The sequence below is a fragment of the Lishizhenia sp. genome (assembly GCF_057456495.1).
This window is the reverse complement of the sequence record NZ_JBVCPV010000001.1, coordinates 12,407-33,654: the sequence shown is the minus strand read 5'-3', so window position 1 is coordinate 33,654 and position 21,248 is coordinate 12,407. Positions and strand designations below refer to the sequence as shown.

The following is a 21,248-nucleotide window of genomic DNA, read 5'->3' as shown; positions in this document are numbered from 1 at the left end:
AATTTAATAAGCTATATTATCAAGTTACGAAAATAGGTCAAGCTATCCTGTCAATTCCGTTTCCAAACCGTTGTTTTGTATGCGAAAAAGACCTGCCTTCTCAACAAAATTGCTTATGCATTGAATGTCATAACAACCTAAGATTTACCCACTTCGAACAGCAAGGAAAAAACGCTTATATCAATGAAATTTTTTACGGAAGAGTTTATTTAAATCTTGTGCTGTCGCTGCTCTATTTTAAAAGTCATTCGAGTACCCAAAGTATTTTACATCAAATCAAATACAATCATGGAAAAAGCTTGGCGATTTACATGGGGCAACTCATGGCACATAAATGGAAAGCTTCACCTCATTTCGAAGCATTTGACGGAATCATTCCCGTTTCCTTACACAATAAAAAGCATTTCAAAAGGGGCTACAACCAAAGTTTATTGCTTGCACAAGGGTTAAGCGAAATACTCGAGATTCCCATTTACGAAAATGTTCTCATCAAGAGAAAACACAACAGTTCTCAAACTAAAAAATCGAGGGCCGAAAGAATAGACAATGTCGCAAAGGTATTTCAGTTACAAAACGAAGAAACAATTGTCCATAAACATATCTTATTGGTAGATGATGTCCTTACCACCGGTGCTACCTTGGAAGCTTGCGCTCTCCTTCTTAAAGAAAATGTTCCCGGGATTACCCTCAGTATTTACACCTTGGCCTATGCACAATAATCAACTCAAAAACTGATGAGAGTTAAGCTCCACTTTAGGAGATTGTTTACTTTTGATCTCGTATGAAAGTATTGATTATTGGTGGTGGTGTTGCTGGACTCAGTTTAGGACATCAATTAGAACAAAAAGGTGTTGATTTCTTAATTCTAACGGAACAAGAGAATCACAGTACACGCGTTGCTGCGGGTATGATTAACCCTTTCGTATTTCGTCGCATGTTAAAAAGCTGGCAAGCCGACACATTAATTCCTTACCTCAATACATTTTACAGAGATTTAGAGGAAAAGACACAAGAAAAGTTTTTCCATCATATTCCTATTCGCCGATTATTCTCTTCTGAGGACGAAGCCAATTTATGGAAAGAAAGAAGCGAGGATGATAATTACAAACATTACGTTCAATTGGATGTTCGACCTCATCCTAGTTATGCGAAAGACACTTTTGGACAAGGATACGTGCTTAAAGGTGGCTACATTCACAGTGCTACTTTTTTACGTGCCAACCGTCAATATTTTGAAGAAAAAGGTCTCCTCAAGTATGCATCAATTTCTTACGAAGATTTAAACATTGAAACCAAAACTTACCAAGGAGAGTCTTATGACAAGATTCTTTTCGCAGAAGGTTATAAAGGAAAGGAAAACCCGTGGTTCAATTATTTGCCCTTGGGTCAAACCAAAGGAGAATTATTAGACATCAGCTCTAACGAATTAAGAGAGGATGAAATATTAAACCGTAAATGTTTTGTTTTACCCGTAGGCGACAAACATTTTAAATTGGGGGCAACCTTCGATTGGAACACTACAGATTTAACACCAACAGAAAGCAAGAAACAAGAGCTTTTAGAGAAATACGCCATCAATTCTACAGCAGAATTCACCATTAATGAACACATTACTGGAATAAGGCCGACTTCTCCCGACCGAAGACCTTTCTTGGGAGAGCACCCAAAGCACAAAGACTTATTCATTTTTAACGGTTTGGGCACAAAAGGATATATGTTAGCTCCTTATTTAAGCGAACACCTATTACAACATATTTTTGAAGGAGCAGATTTAATAGACGAGGTTAATATTCAACGTTTTCACAAAAGATTTAGAAAACAAGAAGCCGGCGAACTCTAGAACAGAGGTCTTGTATTTCACTCGACAGTTATTTCTTGCCCATATCTAAAGATGCTTACTATCTTTGTAAAAAATTAAAAACGAAAAATATGTATCCTCCAGAATTAGTTGCTCCAATGAAAGAAGATTTAACTTCAGTTGGATTTGAACAATTAACTACAGCAGAAGAGGTAGACAATAAAATAAACGGAAGCGAAGGAAGTTTATTAGTAGTTGTAAACTCTGTATGTGGATGTGCAGCTGGTAACATGAGACCAGGTGTGAAATTATCTATTGAAGGTGATAAAAAACCAGACGCATTAACAACAGTTTTTGCGGGAGTAGACGGTGAAGCTACTAACCAAGCAAGAAAATATTTCTTGCCTTACCCTCCATCATCTCCATCTATCGCATTGTTTAAAGATGGTAAGTTGGTACACTTTTTAGAAAGACACCACATCGAAGGTGGAACTGCTGAAATGATTGCTGAAAATTTAAAAGAGGCGTACAAACAATTTTGTTAATTCCTCACAAAAGCATACGAAAAGGATCAGGTAACTGGTCCTTTTTCTTTTTCCGTACTTTCTGATTGATTATCTTGCTAGTATGAAAAAGCAAAACCTGAAGACCCGTCACTTTCTAATGGCTTACCTTGCTTGTTTGGTAAGCTCTATATTTATTGCAATTCCTGTTACTGGAAGGTTAGACGGGATAGGTGCGGGTTTGTTTGTCGCCTTAATAGCCCTAATCACTTCCTCGCCATTCATAATACTATTTCTGATTCTCATACATCAGAAATTAAAGAAAGAGAACACAAAGCTAGGCTTACACATGTACACCTTCATTCTACATACTGCCGGAGCATTGTTAACACTCCTTGTCTTTTTCATTTTCCTTTCGACCTCAGGTGAATTAAAAAGTGTCTTTTTATTCATTCTGGGTTATTATACCTTAGACACTATCTTTTTCCATGGACTTATTCAAGTAAAATTCAAGCCAAATTATGATGTTGAACTAGATACTTTAGATAGCTTTGGCCAAAGCAAAGAAATAGAATTTTGAAAAGCATACGCTTCATAGTATATTCCAATATTCTGGTAAGCCTTTCGGCGGCAAGTATGAGTTATGCCTTCTGTCTACAACAAGAAATTAAAAGGGCTGGTTATTACGCTCTTTTTGTTTTTTCTGCCACACTACTTACTTATAACGTTCAACGTATAATCAAAAGGAGCCAAGACAACAAAGATTGGGACAGTGGTCGTTTACTATGGTTAAAACAAAACACGCGACTACTCTACTTTCTAAGTATTCTAAGTTGTCTCATTTGCTTTTGGACCTACTTTTTTCACCTATATAATTTTCACTCTTTTCTCTTTCTTATCCCCCTGGCATTGATTTCGATTTTCTATGCACTAAAATTGGGTAATTTGAAAAACTTGAGAGAAATACCACATGTTAAAATACACCTCATCGCCTTAGTTTGGGTGAGTTCTACTTGTATTTTCCCAGCATTGAATGAAGAATTATTAACCTGGAAAAGTTTCCTTTTTGGTGCAGCCTTTTACCTCTATATTTTAGCTATTACCGTTCCATTTGATATTAGGGATTTAAATTATGACGACCCCACAAGTAAAACTGTTCCTCAAGTCTTTGGGGTAAATATTGCTAAGAAAATAGCCTTGATTACTTTGTTGGCTTCAGGGTGTATATTTACCTTTTTGAGTGATGGAATCTTGCAGCAAGTAGTGTTAATGATAGCCCTCATTTATCAGGCTATTTTAATACAACTTACTACAAAAAATAAACCTGAGCTTTTTTACTCAGGTTTAATTGATGGCGGTATTATAATACTGGCCATCAGTTTCTGTAAATGTGTGTAACATTGCTTTAAACGATGGCTGCTTTAAACTTTTCTACATCGTTATCAAAGTAATTTGCTTTTAAGAAAGAAATCAAGTACTCACTATAATCAGATTGTGTAACACGAGGCATATAGATATATCCTCTTCCTTTCTTTTTGTGTTCAATAAATTTTTTCTTTTCGAGGATACGCACAATGGTAGAAACTGTGTTGTACGAAGGCCGTGGCTTTTCATAAAGCTCCAAGATATCCTTAACTACGGCCACCTCTAGGCGCCATAATTTAAGCATAACCTTCTCCTCTGCTGGAGTTAATCGTTGCATAATCAATACGTTTAGTTGTTATATGCAATTTACGACATTATTAGTTACACACAAAACCGAATATTGATTTAGCTTCCACAAATACAAACTATACGGGCCCTTTACGCAAAAAAGCCTCCCCGAAGGAAGGCTTTTAATAATGTTAGTTGAACGAAACTTATAAATTTAGTTTCTTTTTCATCTCCTTAGACAATGCATCTTTATGTAGGTAAACATTGATTGTTTTCCATTTAAAGTAATTGGCAGACACATATAAATAACCTTCTGGATAATTCCCTGTTCCCCAGCTATTTTTCACCAAGAAATAAGGAGTTCCGTTCGCTTCTTTATACAAACCAGTAATGTGCATACCGTGATCGTCTGTAGTTGTTTTATTATCGTAACCTTTTTGACGCAATTCTGCAGTAATTTCTTTTTCTTCTACAGGTGTCATGAAAGCGTTAGAAATTTTCTCTGCTCCAGCATCAGAATAATTTCTATTGTCTTTCCCTCTTACCTGAATGGTAGACTCATCTGCAGGAACAATTGCTAATCCATCTCTGAAAGAAAATCCTTTCTCAGAAACATCAGCTCCCCATGCTACAGTATACCCATTTTCTAAGGCATCTTCGGTAGCGCTTACTAAATCTTCTAAGCTAACGTTGTAAGAGCTTCCCCAAGCCCAGTTATCTTGAATTGCTAAGAAACATTTTTGATTCAATGGGTGGTTCGTAAATGAAGTTAACGATACATAATCATCCATGTTTAAACCTGTCTCATCTGCAAATGTACGTGGCGTATACTCTTTTCCATTATAGGTGAAGTTTTTAGGGTCTTCTCCTAAATAAGCATCCAATATAGCTGTAAAACCAGATTTCCAAGAACTTGTTAATCCTCTAGAACTTACAGAAGACATGATTCCCTTTACAAAACCTTCTAACCCCGCAAACATTTCACTGTGGTTGTGCATGTCTGTTCCATAGTTTAATCCTTCATAAACTTCTGCAGGAACCAAACCGTGGTTTCTAAATACCCATGGAATATCGTGAAAAGCTCCTCCTTGAGAGAAGTTGGTTTTCCCATCCATACGAATGTATTTTTCTGCTTTTCCTTCGTATGCCTTGCGCGCTACATACATCTCCGATAATTGAGGTACATCTTTCTTCCCCATTCTAATCATTTCTGATTCAAAGAAAGAAAGTGCAGAAAAGCTCCAACAGGTTCCCGTGTATCCCTGAGATTGAACGGGTGTTGCATCCAAATGTGCAACTTCTTCAAATTTGTATTCTGATTTTTCACTGTTTGTTGTGAAATTCTGACTAAATGAATTAAATGTTAGCGCCAAAGCACCGAACATTAACACAGATTTTTTCATATAAAATGTATTGAATTAAAAAATGCTCCGAAAAGGAGCATTAAATTATTATAGATGAAGTAACCAAGTAATTACACCTGATCCTTGTAATTTCTTCTTAAGTGATAAAGCTTCTTCTCTGCTGTTACTTTGTGCAGCAGTTACGCGATACAAACCTTTGTGATAATCCAACACATATGCGTTTAAACCATCAGCTTTTAACGTATTCACCAAGCTTTCTGCATTTTCCTTCTCCGTAAAACACCCAGCAATTAAATGGCGACTAAAGCTCTTCTTAACATTTTCTGTTTCAGCGGCAGGAATACTTTCAGTTTCAATCACCTCTTGCTCCGGAGTATCTTTGCGCACCGTTAAGTAGAAGTAATCATCCACAGGGAAAGTATAGGTTTGTACACCTTCAGGAAGTTCGTCCATTATTTGTTCTAATGACTTCTCTTCTTCTATAGGTTCTACTTCCAAGACCGGAGTATTCGCAGGGTCATATTGTTTTACTTCTGGCTGAATGAAAGGATTAAAATCGCCCTTCAATACAACACCTGATTGTAAAACATCCGTTTGAGTTGGAATCCAATAAGAGTAAAATGCAATAGGAATGAACGCTGCAGCTGCTGCATATTTCCAAAAGGTCTTTTTACGACGCACTGGTTCTTGCGCTTCTTGCACTGCCGCAGGTTTAATTTCTTCTGCTTTACCAATTGCAATAATTGGTGTTTTTTCCTCTGTCTCTTCTTGTGTTTGTTGTTGAGCAGTGATTACTGGGGCAGCTTTCTCTTCTTTGGCGTGTTGAACAAAGTTCACATCACTTAAACCGTAAGAAGACATCAGCAAGTTAAAACATCTATCTTGCTCAAAATTAAGGTTCTGTTCTTTGTCGAAATACAAGAAACCAACACGTTCTATTTCTACGCGTTCCCCTTGTTTTAACTGTTGTTTCCAAGTAACTACTTCCTCTTGAATAGTAGTACTTGCCTGCTCAAAACTTAACTGGTTTTTATGTGCCAAATGGTTGGCCAATAAACCATCGTTATTGATCAGGTTTGTGTTAAATGTGAGGGCTTTTTTAGGAGCCTCTATTCTTCCTTGATTTAAATCTATCTGAGCATTAAGCACATTGGCAATGAATCCACCAAAATTGGGGATGATTACACAATTGTGTCTTAATAATAGTTCTGCTATCGCCTCGTTTACCTGCTTCATTCCTAACAAAAATACTCAATTTGGAGTAGAATGTCTACGGTCTCAAAGGAAAAATGTTGCGCTATTCTTCTAAAAATTGCAATACTTTTTCCAAATCTTCGGGTGTGTCTATGTTTGGGGTCTCAATATCAGTTTCTACCACCTTTATTTTATAGCCATAATACATCCATCTGAGTTGTTCTAAAGACTCCACTTGCTCTAAAAGACTAGGTTTTAATTGTGTCAATTGCAACAGCACTTCACTTCTATAGGCATACAGTCCTATATGCTTGTAAAAAGGAAAATCCTTAAGGGCATCTTTATTAGCGTGGTGTTGATTTGGAATAGCAGATCTTGAAAAATACAACGCTTCCGCTTTGGCATTACAAACCAACTTAATGCGGTTCGGGTTTGCGATATCTTCTGTAGAAATATTTCTGCTTGCTAATGTGGCAATTTCCACCTCTTCATCTTTAAACACTGATAATAGAGCATCCAGTTGTTTAGGGTTTACCAGAGGTTCGTCCCCTTGAATATTGATCACAACATCAAAATCAGCATATTGAGCTGCTACCTCTGCGCATCGGTCTGTTCCACTGGGATGGTAGTCGGCAGTCATCATTACTTTTCCTCCAAAAGCTTCTACCTCATCTACTATGCGTTGATCATCGGTAGCTACAACTAGCTCATCCAACAAGGTAGATTGCTTCGCTCCTTCGTACACCCGTTGTATCATCGATTTCCCTTTGATGTCTAACAAAGGTTTTCCCGGAAATCTACTTGAACCATATCGAGAAGGAATTACACCCAGCACTTTCATTGTTGTTGTTTTTTGGATTGGCTTCAAAGATAAAGGAATTAGTTTTTGATGCTTGGTGAACTTTCGTTATCTTTAAAAGAAGCAGCAATGTTTTATCAACCTAATCGACATGACAAAAGAAGAATTGAAATTATTCCTCGGCTTTCAATTTATGAAGGGCGTGGGAATTAAAACCGCCAAAAACCTCATAGCTTACAGCGGGGGTATAGATCAGTTTTACAGTATGAGCAAAACCCAACTTACCCAATTAGAAGGCGTGAGCGAAAAATTAATTCAGAAAATTAACCGCAAACAAGCCTTGCATGACGCGGAAGCTTACCTCCCTTTTTTAACCCGACAAGATGTTTCCACTTTTAACTATTTGGCACCGAACTACCCGCGCAGATTAAAACATTGCGGAGATGCTCCCTTGCTCCTTTTTTGGCAAAGGAAATTTGAATTTTGATTATCCCAAAACTGTTGCAATTGTAGGGACTAGAAATGCGAGCCAATATGGCAAAATGCTTGTGGATGAGCTGATAGAAAAATTTGCTGAGCACCAAATTCAAGTTATCTCGGGCTTGGCTTATGGCATAGATATACATGCACACAAACAATGTGTCCATTATGGCGTATCCACTATTGGTGTACTGGGTCATGGACTAGATAGAATTTACCCGGCCATACATAAAAGCACAGCCCAGCAAATGCAGGCCAAAGGTGGAGTGCTTACAGAGTTTCTACCCGGAACGAAACCCGATAGAGAAAACTTTCCCACGCGAAATAGAATTGTTGCGGGTATGTGCGATGCTACCATTGTTGTAGAAAGTGGTGAAAAGGGAGGGTCGCTAATCACAGCATACTTAGCCAACGATTACAACAGAGATGTTTTTGCTTTTCCGGGAGATGTGAACAAGACGTACTCCAAGGGCTGTAATAAACTTATACGCTTACAAAAAGCTCATCTTATAAGCTCCTCAGACGATTTGTTTTATCTTATGAATTGGAAAAAGGAGTCGGGAAAAACAGTTCAAATTCCTCTCTTTCTAGAACTCAATGATGAAGAGCAAAACATCGTTGACTTACTGCGAGAAAACAATGAACAAAGCATCGATGAATTAGCTTATCACCTACAACAACCTGTAAGTAAAGTAAGTACTACACTACTCAATTTAGAGTTTCAAGGATGCGTAAAAAGTTTACCCGGCAAACGGTATTTACTAGCGGTGTAAAATTGCGTCACATAGTCATTTATTGGAGAGATGCGAAGAAGGAAGTTCATTTCTGGTTAGAACTTAAATAACAGCGATTCTTCATTTGAAGCCATTTGACATTCTGCTTTTCTAAATACCAGACCGCTATCCTGCTTTTAAGGACTGTATTCCTATTTTAAAACAAGAAGATTTTATTAGCTTTGTGGCACTACAAAATTTTAATTATGTCATCAGAGAAAGCAAAAATTATTTACACAAAAACAGACGAGGCGCCGTTTTTAGCAACACATTCATTACTTCCTATCGTTGAAGCGTTTACAGCTCAGGCAGATGTGAACATGGAAACGAGAGACATTTCGTTGGCTGGAAGGATTTTAGCTAATTTCTCAGACTACTTAAAGGATGATCAAAAAGTAAATGATGCTTTGGCAGAATTAGGTGCTTTGGCAAAAACACCTGAGGCGAACATCATTAAGCTTCCAAATATTTCTGCTTCAATTCCACAGTTAACTGCGGCAATTGCAGAATTACAAGCACAAGGATTTGCATTACCAAACTACCCTGAAAACCCTCAAAATGAAGAGGAGAAAAAGATTCAAGGTTTATACAACAAAGTTAAAGGTAGTGCGGTAAACCCTGTTTTGAGAGAAGGTAACTCAGACAGACGTGCACCACAGGCGGTTAAAAATTACGCCAAAAACAATCCACACTCTATGGGAGCTTGGGCAAAAGATTCTAAGTCGCACGTAGCAAGTATGGAAGGTGGAGATTTCTACGGTTCAGAAAAATCTTACACAACTTCAAAAGCAGAAACGGTAAACATCGTTTTCAAAGGAGCTAATGGAGAGAAAGTATTGAAAGAAGGATTAAACCTTTTAGAAGGTGAAATTATCGATGCTTCTGTAATGAACATGAGCCAATTGAAAGCTTTCTACAAAAAACAAATTGTTGACGCAAAAGAAAAAGATGTATTATTCTCTGTACACCTTAAAGCAACAATGATGAAAGTGAGTGATCCGATTTTATTTGGATCATTGGTAGAGGTTTTCTTCGAAGACTTGTACACTTCTCACGCTCCATTAATGGAAAAATTAGGTTTCGATGCGAACAATGGTTTGGGTGATTTATACACACAGATGGAAAAACTTTCTGCTGATGAAAAAGCAGAATTATTGAGCGCTATTGAAGCAATCTACGCGAAGCAACCAGCATTAGCAATGGTTGATTCTGATAACGGAATTACTAACCTTCACGTTCCTTCTGATATTATTATCGATGCATCTATGCCAGCGATGATTAGAAACTCAGGACAAATGTGGGGACCAGATGGAAACCCTAAGGACACGAAAGCAGTTATTCCAGACAGATCTTACGCAGGTATTTACCAAGCAACTATCGATTTCTGTAAAGAAAACGGAGCATTTGATCCAACAACAATGGGAACTGTTCCTAACGTAGGGTTGATGGCACAAAAAGCAGAAGAGTACGGTTCTCACGACAAAACTTTCCAAATGTCAGAAAGCGGAAAAGTTTGTATCGTTGATGCTGCAGGAAACACATTGTTAGAGCACGATGTTGAAGCTGGAGATATCTGGAGAGCTTGTCAGGTGAAAGATGCACCTATCCAAGACTGGGTTAAATTAGCCGTTACGCGTTCAAGAGCTACAGGATGGCCAGCAATTTTCTGGTTAGATGAAAACAGAGCGCACGATGCTGAGTTAATCAAGAAAGTAAACACATACTTAAAAGATCACGATACTTCTGGATTGGAGATCATGATTAAAAACCCATACGATGCTACTATCTACACTTTAGATAGAGTTAAAGCTGGAGAGAATACAATTTCTGTTACAGGTAACGTATTGAGAGATTACTTAACAGATTTATTCCCAATTTTAGAATTAGGTACATCTGCAAAAATGTTATCTATCGTTCCATTAATGAACGGAGGAGGATTGTTCGAAACTGGAGCTGGTGGATCTGCACCGAAGCACGTACAACAGTTTGTTAAAGAAGGTCACTTAAGATGGGATTCTTTAGGTGAATTCTTAGCCCTGGCTGTTTCTTTAGAGCACTTAGGAGAGAAGTACAACAACAACAGAGCTATCGTATTGGCTACTGCTTTAGATAAAGCAACTGAGAAATTCTTATTGAATGACAAATCACCAAAACGTAAGGTGAATGAGTTAGACAACAGGGGATCTCACTTCTACTTAGCAATGTACTGGGCTGAAGCTTTAGCTGCACAAGAAGAAGATGCTGAAATGAAAGCAACATTTGCTAAAGTTCATGCTTCAATGGCTGAGAACGAAGCAAAAATCATTGATGAATTGAACGCTGCACAAGGTGAAGCACAAGAAATCAAGGGGTACTACTACCCATCTGTTGATTTAGTGAACAAGGCAATGCGTCCAAGTGCAACTTTAAATGCAATTATCGAAGCTATCTAAAGATAGGTTTTGAAAAATATAGAAGGGTGGTACTTAGGTATCGCCCTTTTTTTATGCCGAAGTTTATGTAAAACGGCTTAGGGATAGCAGCGGTAGCTCCTGAAGGTGTTCTTGCTTTTGAGCTTAAGCTTGGGGAAGCGACCTTGGAAGCTTAAACGAGCGTTTAGCGCAATGAAAGGACAACAAAGGATTAAAGCGAATAGCCCGCAAAAGCTCCGCTTCACTTTTTCCTCCTTGTATAGGATTCCTCCAATGCCTTTTTCTAAAATCAATCTAAACAATGAGTACCCCCTAGATGTTTAGTAGATAAATGTTAAATTTGATACAAATAAACATACCCACAATATGAACGCAAGAGTAGAACAAAAATTAAACGAGCAAATAGTTAAAGAATCTTCTTCATCTCAATTTTATTTAGCGATGGCTTCTTGGGCCGAGGCGAATGGATTGAATGGAACAGCTAAATTCATGTACACACACTCAGACGAAGAGCGCTTCCACATGTTGAAATTGGTGAAGTTTGTGAACGAGCGTGGAGGAAAAGCAATTATTCCTTCTGTTGAGCAACCCCCACAAGATTTTGACACCTTAGAACGTGTTTTTGAGTTGTTGTTGGAGCATGAAATTATGGTAACTGAAAGTATTAACGATGTAGTTGATATTTGTTTACAAGAAAAAGATTACTCTACACACAACTTTATGCAATGGTATGTAACAGAGCAATTAGAGGAAGAAGCATTGGCCAGAACAATTTTAGACAAATTAAAATTAATTGGTACAGACAAAGGTGGACTTTACTTGTTCGATAGAGATCTTGAAAATGCAGCGATAACTCCAGAAGTTGCCGCACAAGGAGCAGGAAATTAATGACTCGTTTTTATGATATTGAAGCCGTATTCGAAAGGATACGGCTTTTCTTTTTCCCTTTCATTTTCTTTCCCCTTCTTTTTTTCATCAAACAACCTATCTTTGTGTAAGAAACACTTCAATCTATTTCGTGTAAATGAAACAATTATTGGTTTTCCTCACCGTTCTCTTACATCTGTCTTTTGCGATAGGTCAGGAAAACATACAGTTCAATAATTACACGATTAAAGATGGTTTATCTCAAAGTGTAAGTACCGCCATGATTCAAGATGATTTTGGTGCATTGTGGATAGGTACTCAAGACGGGTTAAATCGTTTCAATGGTAGTAAATTTGATGTATTTACATCGGGTGAGACAGAAGGAATAGAAAATGAATTTATCCTTTGTGCGGCCAAAGACAAGCGAGGTTTTCTCTACTTTGGAACTTACAAAGGCATCATTATTTACAACCCGCTCCTCCAATCTTTCGAAACTGTTTATACAGAGTCCGGTACGCGGAAAGAAATTAATACACTTGCCTACATTAATGATAAAATTTGGGCAGGTACGGAAGACGGAAAGCTCCTTGAATTGACCCAAGAAAAGGATAGAAAATTCTTACAGACTAAAAAGCCAGTATTTCTAAGAAGTGGAATAAACACGATAGAAGAAGGAAAGAAGAACCACCTGATCTTAGCAACGCAATTCGGGAGGATTTATCAATACGATTTGGGCAATGAAGATCTTGTTGAGCTCCAAACACAACTGGCTCCAAATTCTAGAATTAATAAAATAAAAAAGTACAGTAAAGACAGCCTCTTTATTTGTACCACCAAAGGTTTATACTCCTATAACTTAAAGAAGGAAACACTTCAGCTTTTTTCTCATCAACTCGAAAACTTTGATATACAAGACATACATCTTCAGGATGAGAGTATATATCTGGCCTCAGCGAAAAATGGTTTTATTCGAGTAAACAAAAATGAGAAAGACCAAATTCCTGAAATATTCATAGCAGATTTCTTTCAGAAAAACGCCATCGCCGATAACCACATCAACTTTATTTACGAAGATTTGCGCGGTGTTATATGGGTTGGGTCTAACCGCGGTATATCTAGCTATAACCCCATGCAAAGAGAATTTGTTTCTGTGGGGATTTCAACGAATCCTCAGAAAGGACTGAATACGCTATCGGTGTGGAGCTTAACCAAGAATGAAAAAAATAAAAACTTATACGTTGCTACAGATAAAGGGGTAAGCCTTTACCACGCTCAGCAACGAAGGTTTTACCATTACGTTCGTTCATCTACTCCTGGAGAACAAGCCGCGAGTCACCCCTCCTTTTCTTTGTTCGAAGAGCATAACGGAAAGCTTTTGGTGGGGAATGATGACGGTCTTTTTCAATTGGAAATAGACACGAATGATTTCAACAACTACAGCTTCAAACGCTTAGAGATGCCCGCAAACAGACCTCCTGGTTTTAATTTGATTTATGACATAGAGGCATTTGATACTACCACTTATCTATTCGGTACAAAGGGTGGTGTTGCTGTTTGGTTTAAAGACACGGATACCTGGAAATTTCTGGTACACAAAATCAATGATGGTGAAACGATAGGCCCAGGAAGTTGTCGTTTAATCTTCAAAGGCAAAGACGGTAAGTTTTATGCTGCTCCGAGTTCGGGATCTTTGTATGAATTACGCTACAACAAGGAAGGGAAGTTTATCGCTGAACAACCCAATTTTTACAGAAAGATAAAGCTCACTATACAAGACTACATTACAACAGCATATCAACCCAACCCAGATGAATATTGGTTTGGAACATTAGGTGGTGGACTGCACTACTTTAACCAAAAAACAGAAGAGATAAAGAGCTTTACCAAGGCGCAAGGTTTACCCAATGAAGTAATCTACAGTATTAAATCTACGGATGGTAAAGACCTCTATTTATCTTCTAATCGCGGTATTATTAAGTATTCTATTCCCAAAAATAAATTCACCGCTTACACAGAAGAAGATGGTTTATTGAGTGATGAGTTCAACATGAATGCGGCCTACCAAGACGATGAAGGATATATCTATTTTGGTGGAATAATGGGGTACAATTATTTTCATCCCTCAAAATTAAATCAGTCGTACAAACGCATGAATGTTTACTTCTCGAGTCTTTGGCTGGAGAATGAAAAAATAATTCCAGGAAATACAGATTACCTCTCTCGAAATTTAGCCCTTACAAAAACAATCACTGTTCCTTATAACCACAGGACTTTAAGTTTAAGTTTCTATGCCGATGATTTCTCTAATCCGCAACAAATCAATTACAAGTACAAGCTAAAGGGAGACGACGAAGTAGAAGAATACTTGGGCGATGAAAACCAAATTCGTTTTACGAGTATTTCTCCGGGAATTTATACCCTTCACGTTTATGCTCGTCGTGGAAATGGAGAATGGACAAGTTTACCTGCGAGTATTACCATTGTGGTAGAAAAGGCGTTTTGGATGACGTGGTGGTTTAGAATCACTGTAGCCCTTTTATTTGCCCTCTTTATTTTCATTTACATCAGAAAACGTATAGATACGGCCCGCAGGGAACAAGTTATTCTTGAGTTGCGCATTAAGGAACGTACACACGAATTAGAGGAGAAGAATAGAGAAATTGAGAAGCAGAAAAAGAAAATTGAGGAACAAAAAGCAAAAATAGAAAAGCAGAAAGACAAGGTTGAGCAACAAAAGAATCAATCGGACAGTATTTTGCGTAACGTATTACCCTCTGATACTTTAACACAGTTGAAAAGAGAAGGGAAAGCCAATGCCCGTGGTTACGAGGCAGTATCTGTAATGTTTACCGACTTTGTAGGATTTACAACTATTTCTGACAACCTCGAGCCACAAGAATTAGTATCTATTTTAGATAGATATTTTAGAAAGTTCGACGATATCATTGGTCAGCATGATTTGGAAAAAATTAAAACCATCGGGGATGCTTACATGTGTGCGGGTGGGGTTCCAATCCGCAACAAGACCAATCCAATTGATACTGTTTTAGCTGCCTTAAAAATCAGAGAGTTCGTAAAAGAAGAACAAGAAAGAGCCAAAGAAACGGGCGATATTCAGTGGAAGGTAAGAATTGGTATTAATACAGGTCCAGTTTCAGCGGGTATTATCGGTACCAAACGTTTTGCTTACGATGTTTGGGGGAAAACAGTAAACCACGCTCAGCGTATGGAACGACTTTCTCAACCCGGAAGAATTGCCATTACAGGATCTACTTTTGAGTACATCGAAGCTTATTTCGAATGTTCTTTTGCCGGTATAGCAGAATCAAAGAGTAAGGGTAAAATTGACATGTACTTTGTAGATAGCATAAAGCCAGAGCTTTCTATTAATGGAAAAGGAATATTGCCCAACGAGGCGTTCTATAAATTGGTGAACCTCCACCATTTTTCTTCTATTAACTACATGAATGCAGAGCGTAAGATAATGCGCATGTTGAAAAAACGCCTTTCTCCTAATTTACATTACCATAGTGTAGAACATACTATAGATGTAACGCGACAAGCGGAGCGTATTGCCATTGGAGAAGGTATTACGGATAAAGACTTGTTCTTGTTAAAATCTGCCGCTTCTTATCACGACGCTGGGTTTATTGAACAATACGAGAAAAATGAACCTATCGGTGCGCGGATGGCCGAGGAGGTATTGCCAGAATATGGTTATACAGAAGATGACATTGATCGCATCAAAGAATTGATCTACTCAACGGCAATTCCACACAATCCAAAAAACCACTTGGAGGAAATTATTTGTGATGCCGATCTCGATTACTTAGGTCGTGATGACTTCCATGAAATTGCCGATAAATTGAAGCAAGAATTAATGGAACACGGTAAGATTGCCAGCGATAAAGAATGGGACATAATGCAGGTTGCCTTCCTGAAGATGCACAGGTACTTTACCAAGACATCTATAGAAACACGTCGTCCTAAAAAGATGGAGAACCTCAAAGAAATCGAAGAAAGATTGGCTAAAGACGAATATTAATTCCGTTCCATCATTTCTAAAAAAATCGTAACTTCCCTACAAAACTTGATTTTATGAAAAAAGTATTGATCTTTTGCGGGATGGCATTATTCATGTTCTCCTGCACATCAAACACAACTTCCAACGATGCAGAATTAACTCCTGAAGAGAGTGCTAAAATTGAAAAAAACGAAGAAGTGATTCAGGAGCTTTCTACGGCTACAGATGAATTGAAGAAATACAATGACGATGCCTCTGAAGCATTGCATGAATTGGACAGTTTATAAAAATTTAAACGATGAAAAAGTTAATAAAAGTATTGTTTGCCCTCTTTCTATTGATGGGTATGAATCAGATAAGTTTTGCTCAAGGTCCGCAAGGAAAGGGCAAAGAGAAAAAGGCTGAAAAAACAGAACAGAAAGGAAAAGAGAAGAAAGAAAAAGAAGCGGACGACGATGATGACGACGACGCAGACAAAGACAAAGACAAGGACAAGGACAAGGACAAGGATAAAGGACAAGGGAATGCTGCTGATAAGGCCAAAGGGAAAGACAAAGAGCACCCAGGAAAGGGAAATGCTTACGGTAAGAACAAAGGCGATTTAAGCGGAAGAGAATTCGGTCAAAAGAGGGCTGAAGACGCTAAAAAAGCAAAAACTGAACTTGAAAAAGAAATTGAAGAAAGTGAAGTTACTGTTGCCACCGGAGAAGAACGTGTACGTGAGGCACTCGAAAAAATTCGTGTTGCCTTAGAAAACAAAGAAATTTCTCAGGAAGAGCACGACCAGAAAAAAGAAAAAATTACAGCAGCGCAAGATAAGTTGGATAAACTTAAAGCGGAATTAGAAAAGAAAAAGAAGATTCTAAGTGAATTAGAAATAGAGCAACCCTAAGCTCCTATTCATATTCAACTGTTTATAACATTAATTTTTTAGATGCGAAGGACGAATAATCCTTCGCATCTTTGTTTAAAATAATTAGTTATGAAGTCTATTGTTAGCATATTAGGTATAGGATTAATTGTTGCCTCTTGTGTAACTCCTCAGAAATACCAGGATTTATTAAGTAAGGAACAAGCGTGTAGCCAAGAGCTTGAGAAGTACAAGACCATGGCCATAGATAACGAAGCGAAAGCCAAAAATCTTACAGAAGAAAGAGACGTTTTACGTGCCGAAGTATCGCAATTGAAAAAAGACACCTTAGAAATGGGTGTTGACTACCGCGTACTACAAACACAGTACGATAAAATGGTGGAGTTAAATACGACTTTAGAAAAAGAATTTACACTCTCTAGATCGAGAGATGCTATAGAAACTGCAAAACTACAGGCCAATTTAGAAGCGAGCATTTTAGAAGCGCAACGCAAGGAAGATGCTCTTTTAAAATTAGAAGATGAGCTGGGTAGAAAGCAAAAGTTATTGGTAGATAGAGAGCAACGTGTAAAAGAATTAGAAGAGATTATTGCACGACAAGATGCTGCAGTTTCTGCTTTGAAAAACAAAGTTGCTGAAGCTTTACACGGATTCAACGATAAAGGTTTAACCGTAGAACAAAAAGATGGTAAAATCTACGTAAGCTTAGAAGCAAAATTATTATTTGCCTCTGGTTCTACGAACGTTGAAGCAGAAGGACAAAAAGCAATCATCGAATTAGCGCGAGCAATTCAAGGTGATGACGATTTAGAAATTATCGTTGAAGGTCATACTGATGCTGACGCGTTAAACAGTGCGAAGCACCCAAAAAACAACTGGGAATTGTCTGTTTTAAGAGCAACAGCAGTTGTAGAAATTATGTTGGCAAATTCTGACATCAACCCAGCTATCTTAAGTGCTTCAGGTAGATCTCAATTCCACCCAGTAAGCGAAACAGATAAAGCTAAAAACCGAAGAATCGAAGTTATTATTTCTCCAAACTTAAACGCGTTGTTTGAGATTATTGGAAACGAACAATAAGCACTTCTCAACATAAAAGATTAAAGAGGAAACACTGTTTTCCTCTTTTTTTTGCTTTAATTTTAAAAAAGTTGAAAGGAGCATAGGGGTATGTTCTATTTCTACTGTCTACTACACAAAGCGATAAGAAAGAATGGAGCTAGTTGAAGCGATTACTTCCCAAACTTTGGAGTCTTGGTTTAACCAATACTACGAATCCTTAGCGCGCTATGCCTATACGATGGTAAAGCGTCAGGAAGTGGCTGAGGATATTGTACAAAAGCTATTTATAAAGCTTTGGGAAAAAAGAAAAGAACTGGAAATTAAAGGTCAAACCAAATCTTACCTGTACAGCGCTGTACACAATGCCAGTCTCAATCATTTAAACTCAGCAAAGCGCAAAAATTCTCATCGCGAAGTAGAAGAAGACTATAGCTTGTCGGGCTCTGAACGAACAGACAGTGGTATAGAAAGTAAGGAATTAGAACAAACCATAGAATTAGCTATGCAAACATTACCCCCCAAGTGTAGAGAAGTTTTTCAGCTTTCCAGACAGGAACAACTCTCCTATAAAGAGATTGCTGATCAACTCAACATTTCAACAAAGACGGTAGAAAATCAAATGGGCAAAGCCCTAAAGCTGATGCGTTCAGCCTTGCACGAATATCTACCGGCTTTTATCATTCACATTTTAATCTTAAGAGGATGGTAGAAGAAAACACATACATGGAAGATTTAATACAGCTTTACCTCAAAGGTGAAGCCCTTCCCCACCAAGCTGAAGAAATCAGCAAATGGATGGAAGCATCAACAGCGAACAAAGAACTCTTTTTAGAATACGAAAAAGCTTTTGCGCTTTCACATCAACAAGAGGTGTTTAAAGCAGTGAATACAAAAGAGGCTTGGAAAAAAGTAGAAGGACAAATTCAGAACAAAGGAAAAAACAACCTGCGCCTACTTTACAGTGCTTTGGCAGTGGCCGCAAGTATTGCCTTGGTATTTACGGTCTTTACGTGGAACAATGAGGTAGAGCCTGTTGAAATCACTGAACAACCCGTGATCAATGACAGTATTCAAAACACCTTTAGTTTAGAAAGTTACACGGCTAGCACAGAAGCAACCTCTTTTGCCTTGAAGGATAATTCTAAAGTAAAATTAGAACCGCACAGTAAGATTATGCTCAACGAAGGTTTTGACAAAAGCAATAGAAGTTTAACCTTGGAAGGAAGTGCAGAATTTGCGGTAGAACATAAAGACGACTTGCCGTTTACTGTTCACGTAAAAGAACTCAAAGTGGTGGATGTAGGTACAGTCTTCAACATTCATGACAAAGGAGATACCGTGAAAGTTGTAGTCACCGAAGGAATCGTTGAATTGAAATTGGGTGATGAAGATATACGCCTAATTGAGGGAGATAGTGCTTTCTACGTTGCCAAAGAAGCGCTTGTTAAGAAGTACGAAAAAACAGAGTCGAGAAAAGATAAAGTTTTTGAATTTGACGGCACTAAACTGAAAGAAGTTACAGAAATTCTATCTGCATTTTACCAAAAAGAGATCATCATTAAAAATGAAGCTATTGCAGATTGTGAATTGAGTGTGACCTTTAAAAATGAATCTTTGGCTACGATTTTAAACATCATTAAAGAGTTGATGGATTTAGAAGTGAAGTATAACAATAACCAATATGAAATTTACGGAGATGAATGTATTTAGATTAATAATATTGGGTTGTTTTTTACAGGTAGCAATGGCCTTTGGCCAAACTACTCCCCTTCCCCCATTAGAACGAAAAGTGAGCTTGCAACTTCAGTCTACCACACTGAAAGTAGTGTTAGATGAAATGGAAAAAATTGGTAATTATACCTTCGCCTATAGAACGGATGCAATTGATGAAAATCAGCGCTTATCACGTAGTTATCAAAACCAAACTACGCGTGAAGTTTTGGACGATATTTTCCAAGGAAAGATTACGTACAAAGTGAAAGGAAATTACATCCTCTTGCGCAAAACTACCGTTCCAAAACCCGGAGAGGTACACCTACAAGGATATGTAGTTGATGCGCAAACACAAACGAAAATTCCTTATGTTACCTTATACGATACATTAACCTTGAGTTCTGCTGTTTCTGACCAATATGGATACTACGATTTACAGGTTTCAAGTTCAGAAAAAGTCTACATCAATGTGAAGAAGCAAGGATACAAAGACACCTTGATATTATGGCCTATGGAAGGTTATGCTGTACTCAATGTTGCCCTTGAACCAGAAAACACAATTGCCGATACCACTACAGGAAGTCAGCTTTTAGATAAGGTCAGAGCTTTCAAATGGTTTAAGTTATCCGATGAAAACAAAGCCAACATCTCTAATTTCTCCAATAAACTAGAAGGAAAAAGTCAATTCTCTATAGTACCAGGAGTAGGTACTGCCGGAAGATTGAGCAGTGCCAGTTCCTATGATTTTTCTTTCAATCTTTTGGGAGGAATTACCGGAGGAGTAAATAAAATGGAAGTCGCCAGTCTATTCAATTTAAATGTGGATAGCGTTCGTTATTTCCAAGCAGCCGGACTATTTAACGCTGTGGGTGGAAACCAGCGCGGATTGCAAATGTCGGGCATAACTAACTTAAATGGGGCCAATTTTAATGGTGGTCAATTTACAGGTTTGGTAAATTATACCAAAGGAAGTTTTACCGGCGGACAGTTTTCTGGATTTTCTAACATTGCCTTAGGCGAAGTAAAAGGAGTACAAGGTGCTGGTTTTATGAACTACGCCAACAACAATGTAAAAGGAGCACAGTTAGCCGGATTCATGAACATTGCTCGCGGAGAAGTTCGCGGTTTACAAGCAGCAGGGTTTTTGAATATCGCCACACATGTAAAAGGTGCGCAAATTGGGTTTATTAATATTAGTGATAGTATTTCTGGACCAACAATAGGTTTCTTTTCTTATTCGAAACACGGTTACCATAACTTAGAGTTATCGGCCAATGAAATAACAGAGGCCAATATTGCTTTGCGTTCTGGATCGCACAGTTTTTACAACACCTTTAGAGCAGGTGCGAGTTTTCAAAGAAGTGAACCAGTGTATACTTTTGGATATGGTATAGGATCCTCTGTAGGTTTAAGTAAACGATTGCGTTTGTTCTTCGATTTAGAAGCCAGTACACTGCAAACGGAATACTATTTAAATCCTAATGTTCTGGGTAAAATAAACATGAGTTTCCATTGGCAAATGTTTAAGAAAGTGGCCTTGGCTTTTGGACCGAGTTTGAACGTACATACCATATCTGATTACAGCTCACCTACCGGCCAATTTTTGGATAATTTAATGCCCTGGGAAGGCTACAGTTACACCCATGATTCTTACGTAAAATCAAATGCCTGGATAGGTGCCCATGTGGCCTTGAGATTTTTCTAATTTTAAAAAGATAGTCCCCATGTTATTTGGG

20 protein-coding genes are annotated in these 21,248 nt (G+C 37.9%); 16 read left to right on the top strand and 4 right to left on the bottom strand.

The features are described 5' to 3' along the window. Positions 1 to 218 precede the first annotated feature (218 nt). From AC22ZQ_RS00170 to AC22ZQ_RS00150, 5 genes are all read left to right on the top strand, one after another. The gene (locus AC22ZQ_RS00170; protein WP_318956547.1) at positions 219 to 719 is read left to right on the top strand and encodes a ComF family protein; all 501 of its coding nucleotides are present in this window, start codon (positions 219 to 221) and stop codon (positions 717 to 719) included. Positions 720 to 781: 62 nt separating this feature from the next. Next, on the top strand, positions 782 to 1,840 hold the full coding sequence (locus AC22ZQ_RS00165; protein ID WP_318956546.1) for an NAD(P)/FAD-dependent oxidoreductase: 1,059 nt from the start codon (positions 782 to 784) through the stop codon (positions 1,838 to 1,840). Positions 1,841 to 1,929: 89 nt separating this feature from the next. Further along, positions 1,930 to 2,343, top strand: a complete 414-nt coding sequence (locus AC22ZQ_RS00160) for a BrxA/BrxB family bacilliredoxin (protein WP_318956545.1) — start codon at positions 1,930 to 1,932, stop codon at positions 2,341 to 2,343. 82 nt (positions 2,344 to 2,425) lie between these two features. Further along, the gene (locus tag AC22ZQ_RS00155) at positions 2,426 to 2,881 is read left to right on the top strand and encodes a hypothetical protein (protein WP_318956544.1); all 456 of its coding nucleotides are present in this window, start codon (positions 2,426 to 2,428) and stop codon (positions 2,879 to 2,881) included. A gap of 365 nt (positions 2,882 to 3,246) precedes the next feature. Then, positions 3,247 to 3,699, top strand: a complete 453-nt coding sequence (locus AC22ZQ_RS00150; protein ID WP_318956543.1) for a UbiA prenyltransferase family protein — start codon at positions 3,247 to 3,249, stop codon at positions 3,697 to 3,699. 7 nt (positions 3,700 to 3,706) lie between these two features. On the opposite strand, the gene AC22ZQ_RS00145 is transcribed toward AC22ZQ_RS00150, so the two are convergent. The 4 genes from AC22ZQ_RS00145 to kdsB all read right to left on the bottom strand — a co-directional run bounded on the left by AC22ZQ_RS00145 (position 3,707) and on the right by kdsB (position 7,353). Then, positions 3,707 to 4,003: a BlaI/MecI/CopY family transcriptional regulator gene (locus AC22ZQ_RS00145; RefSeq protein ID WP_318956542.1), complete on the bottom strand. Its 297-nt coding sequence runs from the start codon at positions 4,001 to 4,003 to the stop codon at positions 3,707 to 3,709. A gap of 157 nt (positions 4,004 to 4,160) precedes the next feature. Then, positions 4,161 to 5,357 carry a C1 family peptidase gene (locus AC22ZQ_RS00140; protein ID WP_318956541.1) on the bottom strand — a complete coding sequence of 399 codons (1,197 nt, stop codon included), beginning with the start codon at positions 5,355 to 5,357 and terminating at the stop codon, positions 4,161 to 4,163. A gap of 48 nt (positions 5,358 to 5,405) precedes the next feature. Beyond that, entirely contained in the window at positions 5,406 to 6,554 is a 1,149-nt protein-coding gene (locus AC22ZQ_RS00135) for an HU domain-containing protein (protein WP_318956565.1), read from the bottom strand. Between the two features lie 61 nt (positions 6,555 to 6,615). Next, positions 6,616 to 7,353 (bottom strand): 3-deoxy-manno-octulosonate cytidylyltransferase, encoded by a 738-nt coding sequence (kdsB, locus tag AC22ZQ_RS00130; RefSeq protein ID WP_318956540.1) that lies wholly within the window; start codon positions 7,351 to 7,353, stop codon positions 6,616 to 6,618. A 109-nt stretch (positions 7,354 to 7,462) separates the two neighbouring features. Between kdsB and AC22ZQ_RS00125 the strand changes: the two genes are divergently transcribed. From AC22ZQ_RS00125 to AC22ZQ_RS00075, 11 genes are all read left to right on the top strand, one after another. Continuing rightward, on the top strand, positions 7,463 to 7,798 hold the full coding sequence (locus tag AC22ZQ_RS00125; protein WP_318956539.1) for a helix-hairpin-helix domain-containing protein: 336 nt from the start codon (positions 7,463 to 7,465) through the stop codon (positions 7,796 to 7,798). Continuing rightward, entirely contained in the window at positions 7,755 to 8,564 is an 810-nt protein-coding gene (dprA, locus tag AC22ZQ_RS00120; protein ID WP_318956538.1) for a DNA-processing protein DprA, read from the top strand. Before AC22ZQ_RS00125 ends, dprA begins: the two co-directional genes overlap by 44 nt. Positions 8,565 to 8,770: 206 nt before the next feature. Beyond that, positions 8,771 to 10,996 (top strand): NADP-dependent isocitrate dehydrogenase, encoded by a 2,226-nt coding sequence (locus AC22ZQ_RS00115; RefSeq protein WP_318956537.1) that lies wholly within the window; start codon positions 8,771 to 8,773, stop codon positions 10,994 to 10,996. 345 nt (positions 10,997 to 11,341) lie between these two features. Beyond that, entirely contained in the window at positions 11,342 to 11,863 is a 522-nt protein-coding gene (locus AC22ZQ_RS00110) for a ferritin (protein ID WP_318956536.1), read from the top strand. A gap of 136 nt (positions 11,864 to 11,999) precedes the next feature. Beyond that, positions 12,000 to 15,887 (top strand): adenylate/guanylate cyclase domain-containing protein, encoded by a 3,888-nt coding sequence (locus AC22ZQ_RS00105; RefSeq protein ID WP_318956535.1) that lies wholly within the window; start codon positions 12,000 to 12,002, stop codon positions 15,885 to 15,887. Positions 15,888 to 15,940: 53 nt separating this feature from the next. Beyond that, on the top strand, positions 15,941 to 16,153 hold the full coding sequence (locus tag AC22ZQ_RS00100; protein WP_318956534.1) for a hypothetical protein: 213 nt from the start codon (positions 15,941 to 15,943) through the stop codon (positions 16,151 to 16,153). 11 nt (positions 16,154 to 16,164) lie between these two features. Then, a complete protein-coding gene (locus tag AC22ZQ_RS00095) occupies positions 16,165 to 16,758 on the top strand; it encodes a hypothetical protein (protein WP_318956533.1) in 594 nt (197 codons plus the stop codon). Positions 16,759 to 16,848: 90 nt separating this feature from the next. After that, positions 16,849 to 17,817, top strand: a complete 969-nt coding sequence (locus tag AC22ZQ_RS00090) for an OmpA family protein (RefSeq protein WP_318956532.1) — start codon at positions 16,849 to 16,851, stop codon at positions 17,815 to 17,817. Between the two features lie 133 nt (positions 17,818 to 17,950). Continuing rightward, the gene (locus AC22ZQ_RS00085; RefSeq protein ID WP_318956531.1) at positions 17,951 to 18,508 is read left to right on the top strand and encodes an RNA polymerase sigma-70 factor; all 558 of its coding nucleotides are present in this window, start codon (positions 17,951 to 17,953) and stop codon (positions 18,506 to 18,508) included. Continuing rightward, on the top strand, positions 18,502 to 19,509 hold the full coding sequence (locus AC22ZQ_RS00080; protein WP_318956530.1) for a FecR family protein: 1,008 nt from the start codon (positions 18,502 to 18,504) through the stop codon (positions 19,507 to 19,509). Before AC22ZQ_RS00085 ends, AC22ZQ_RS00080 begins: the two co-directional genes overlap by 7 nt. Beyond that, a complete protein-coding gene (locus AC22ZQ_RS00075) occupies positions 19,481 to 21,217 on the top strand; it encodes an STN and carboxypeptidase regulatory-like domain-containing protein (RefSeq protein ID WP_318956529.1) in 1,737 nt (578 codons plus the stop codon). The genes AC22ZQ_RS00080 and AC22ZQ_RS00075 overlap by 29 nt, the downstream gene beginning before the upstream one ends. Positions 21,218 to 21,248 lie beyond the last annotated feature (31 nt).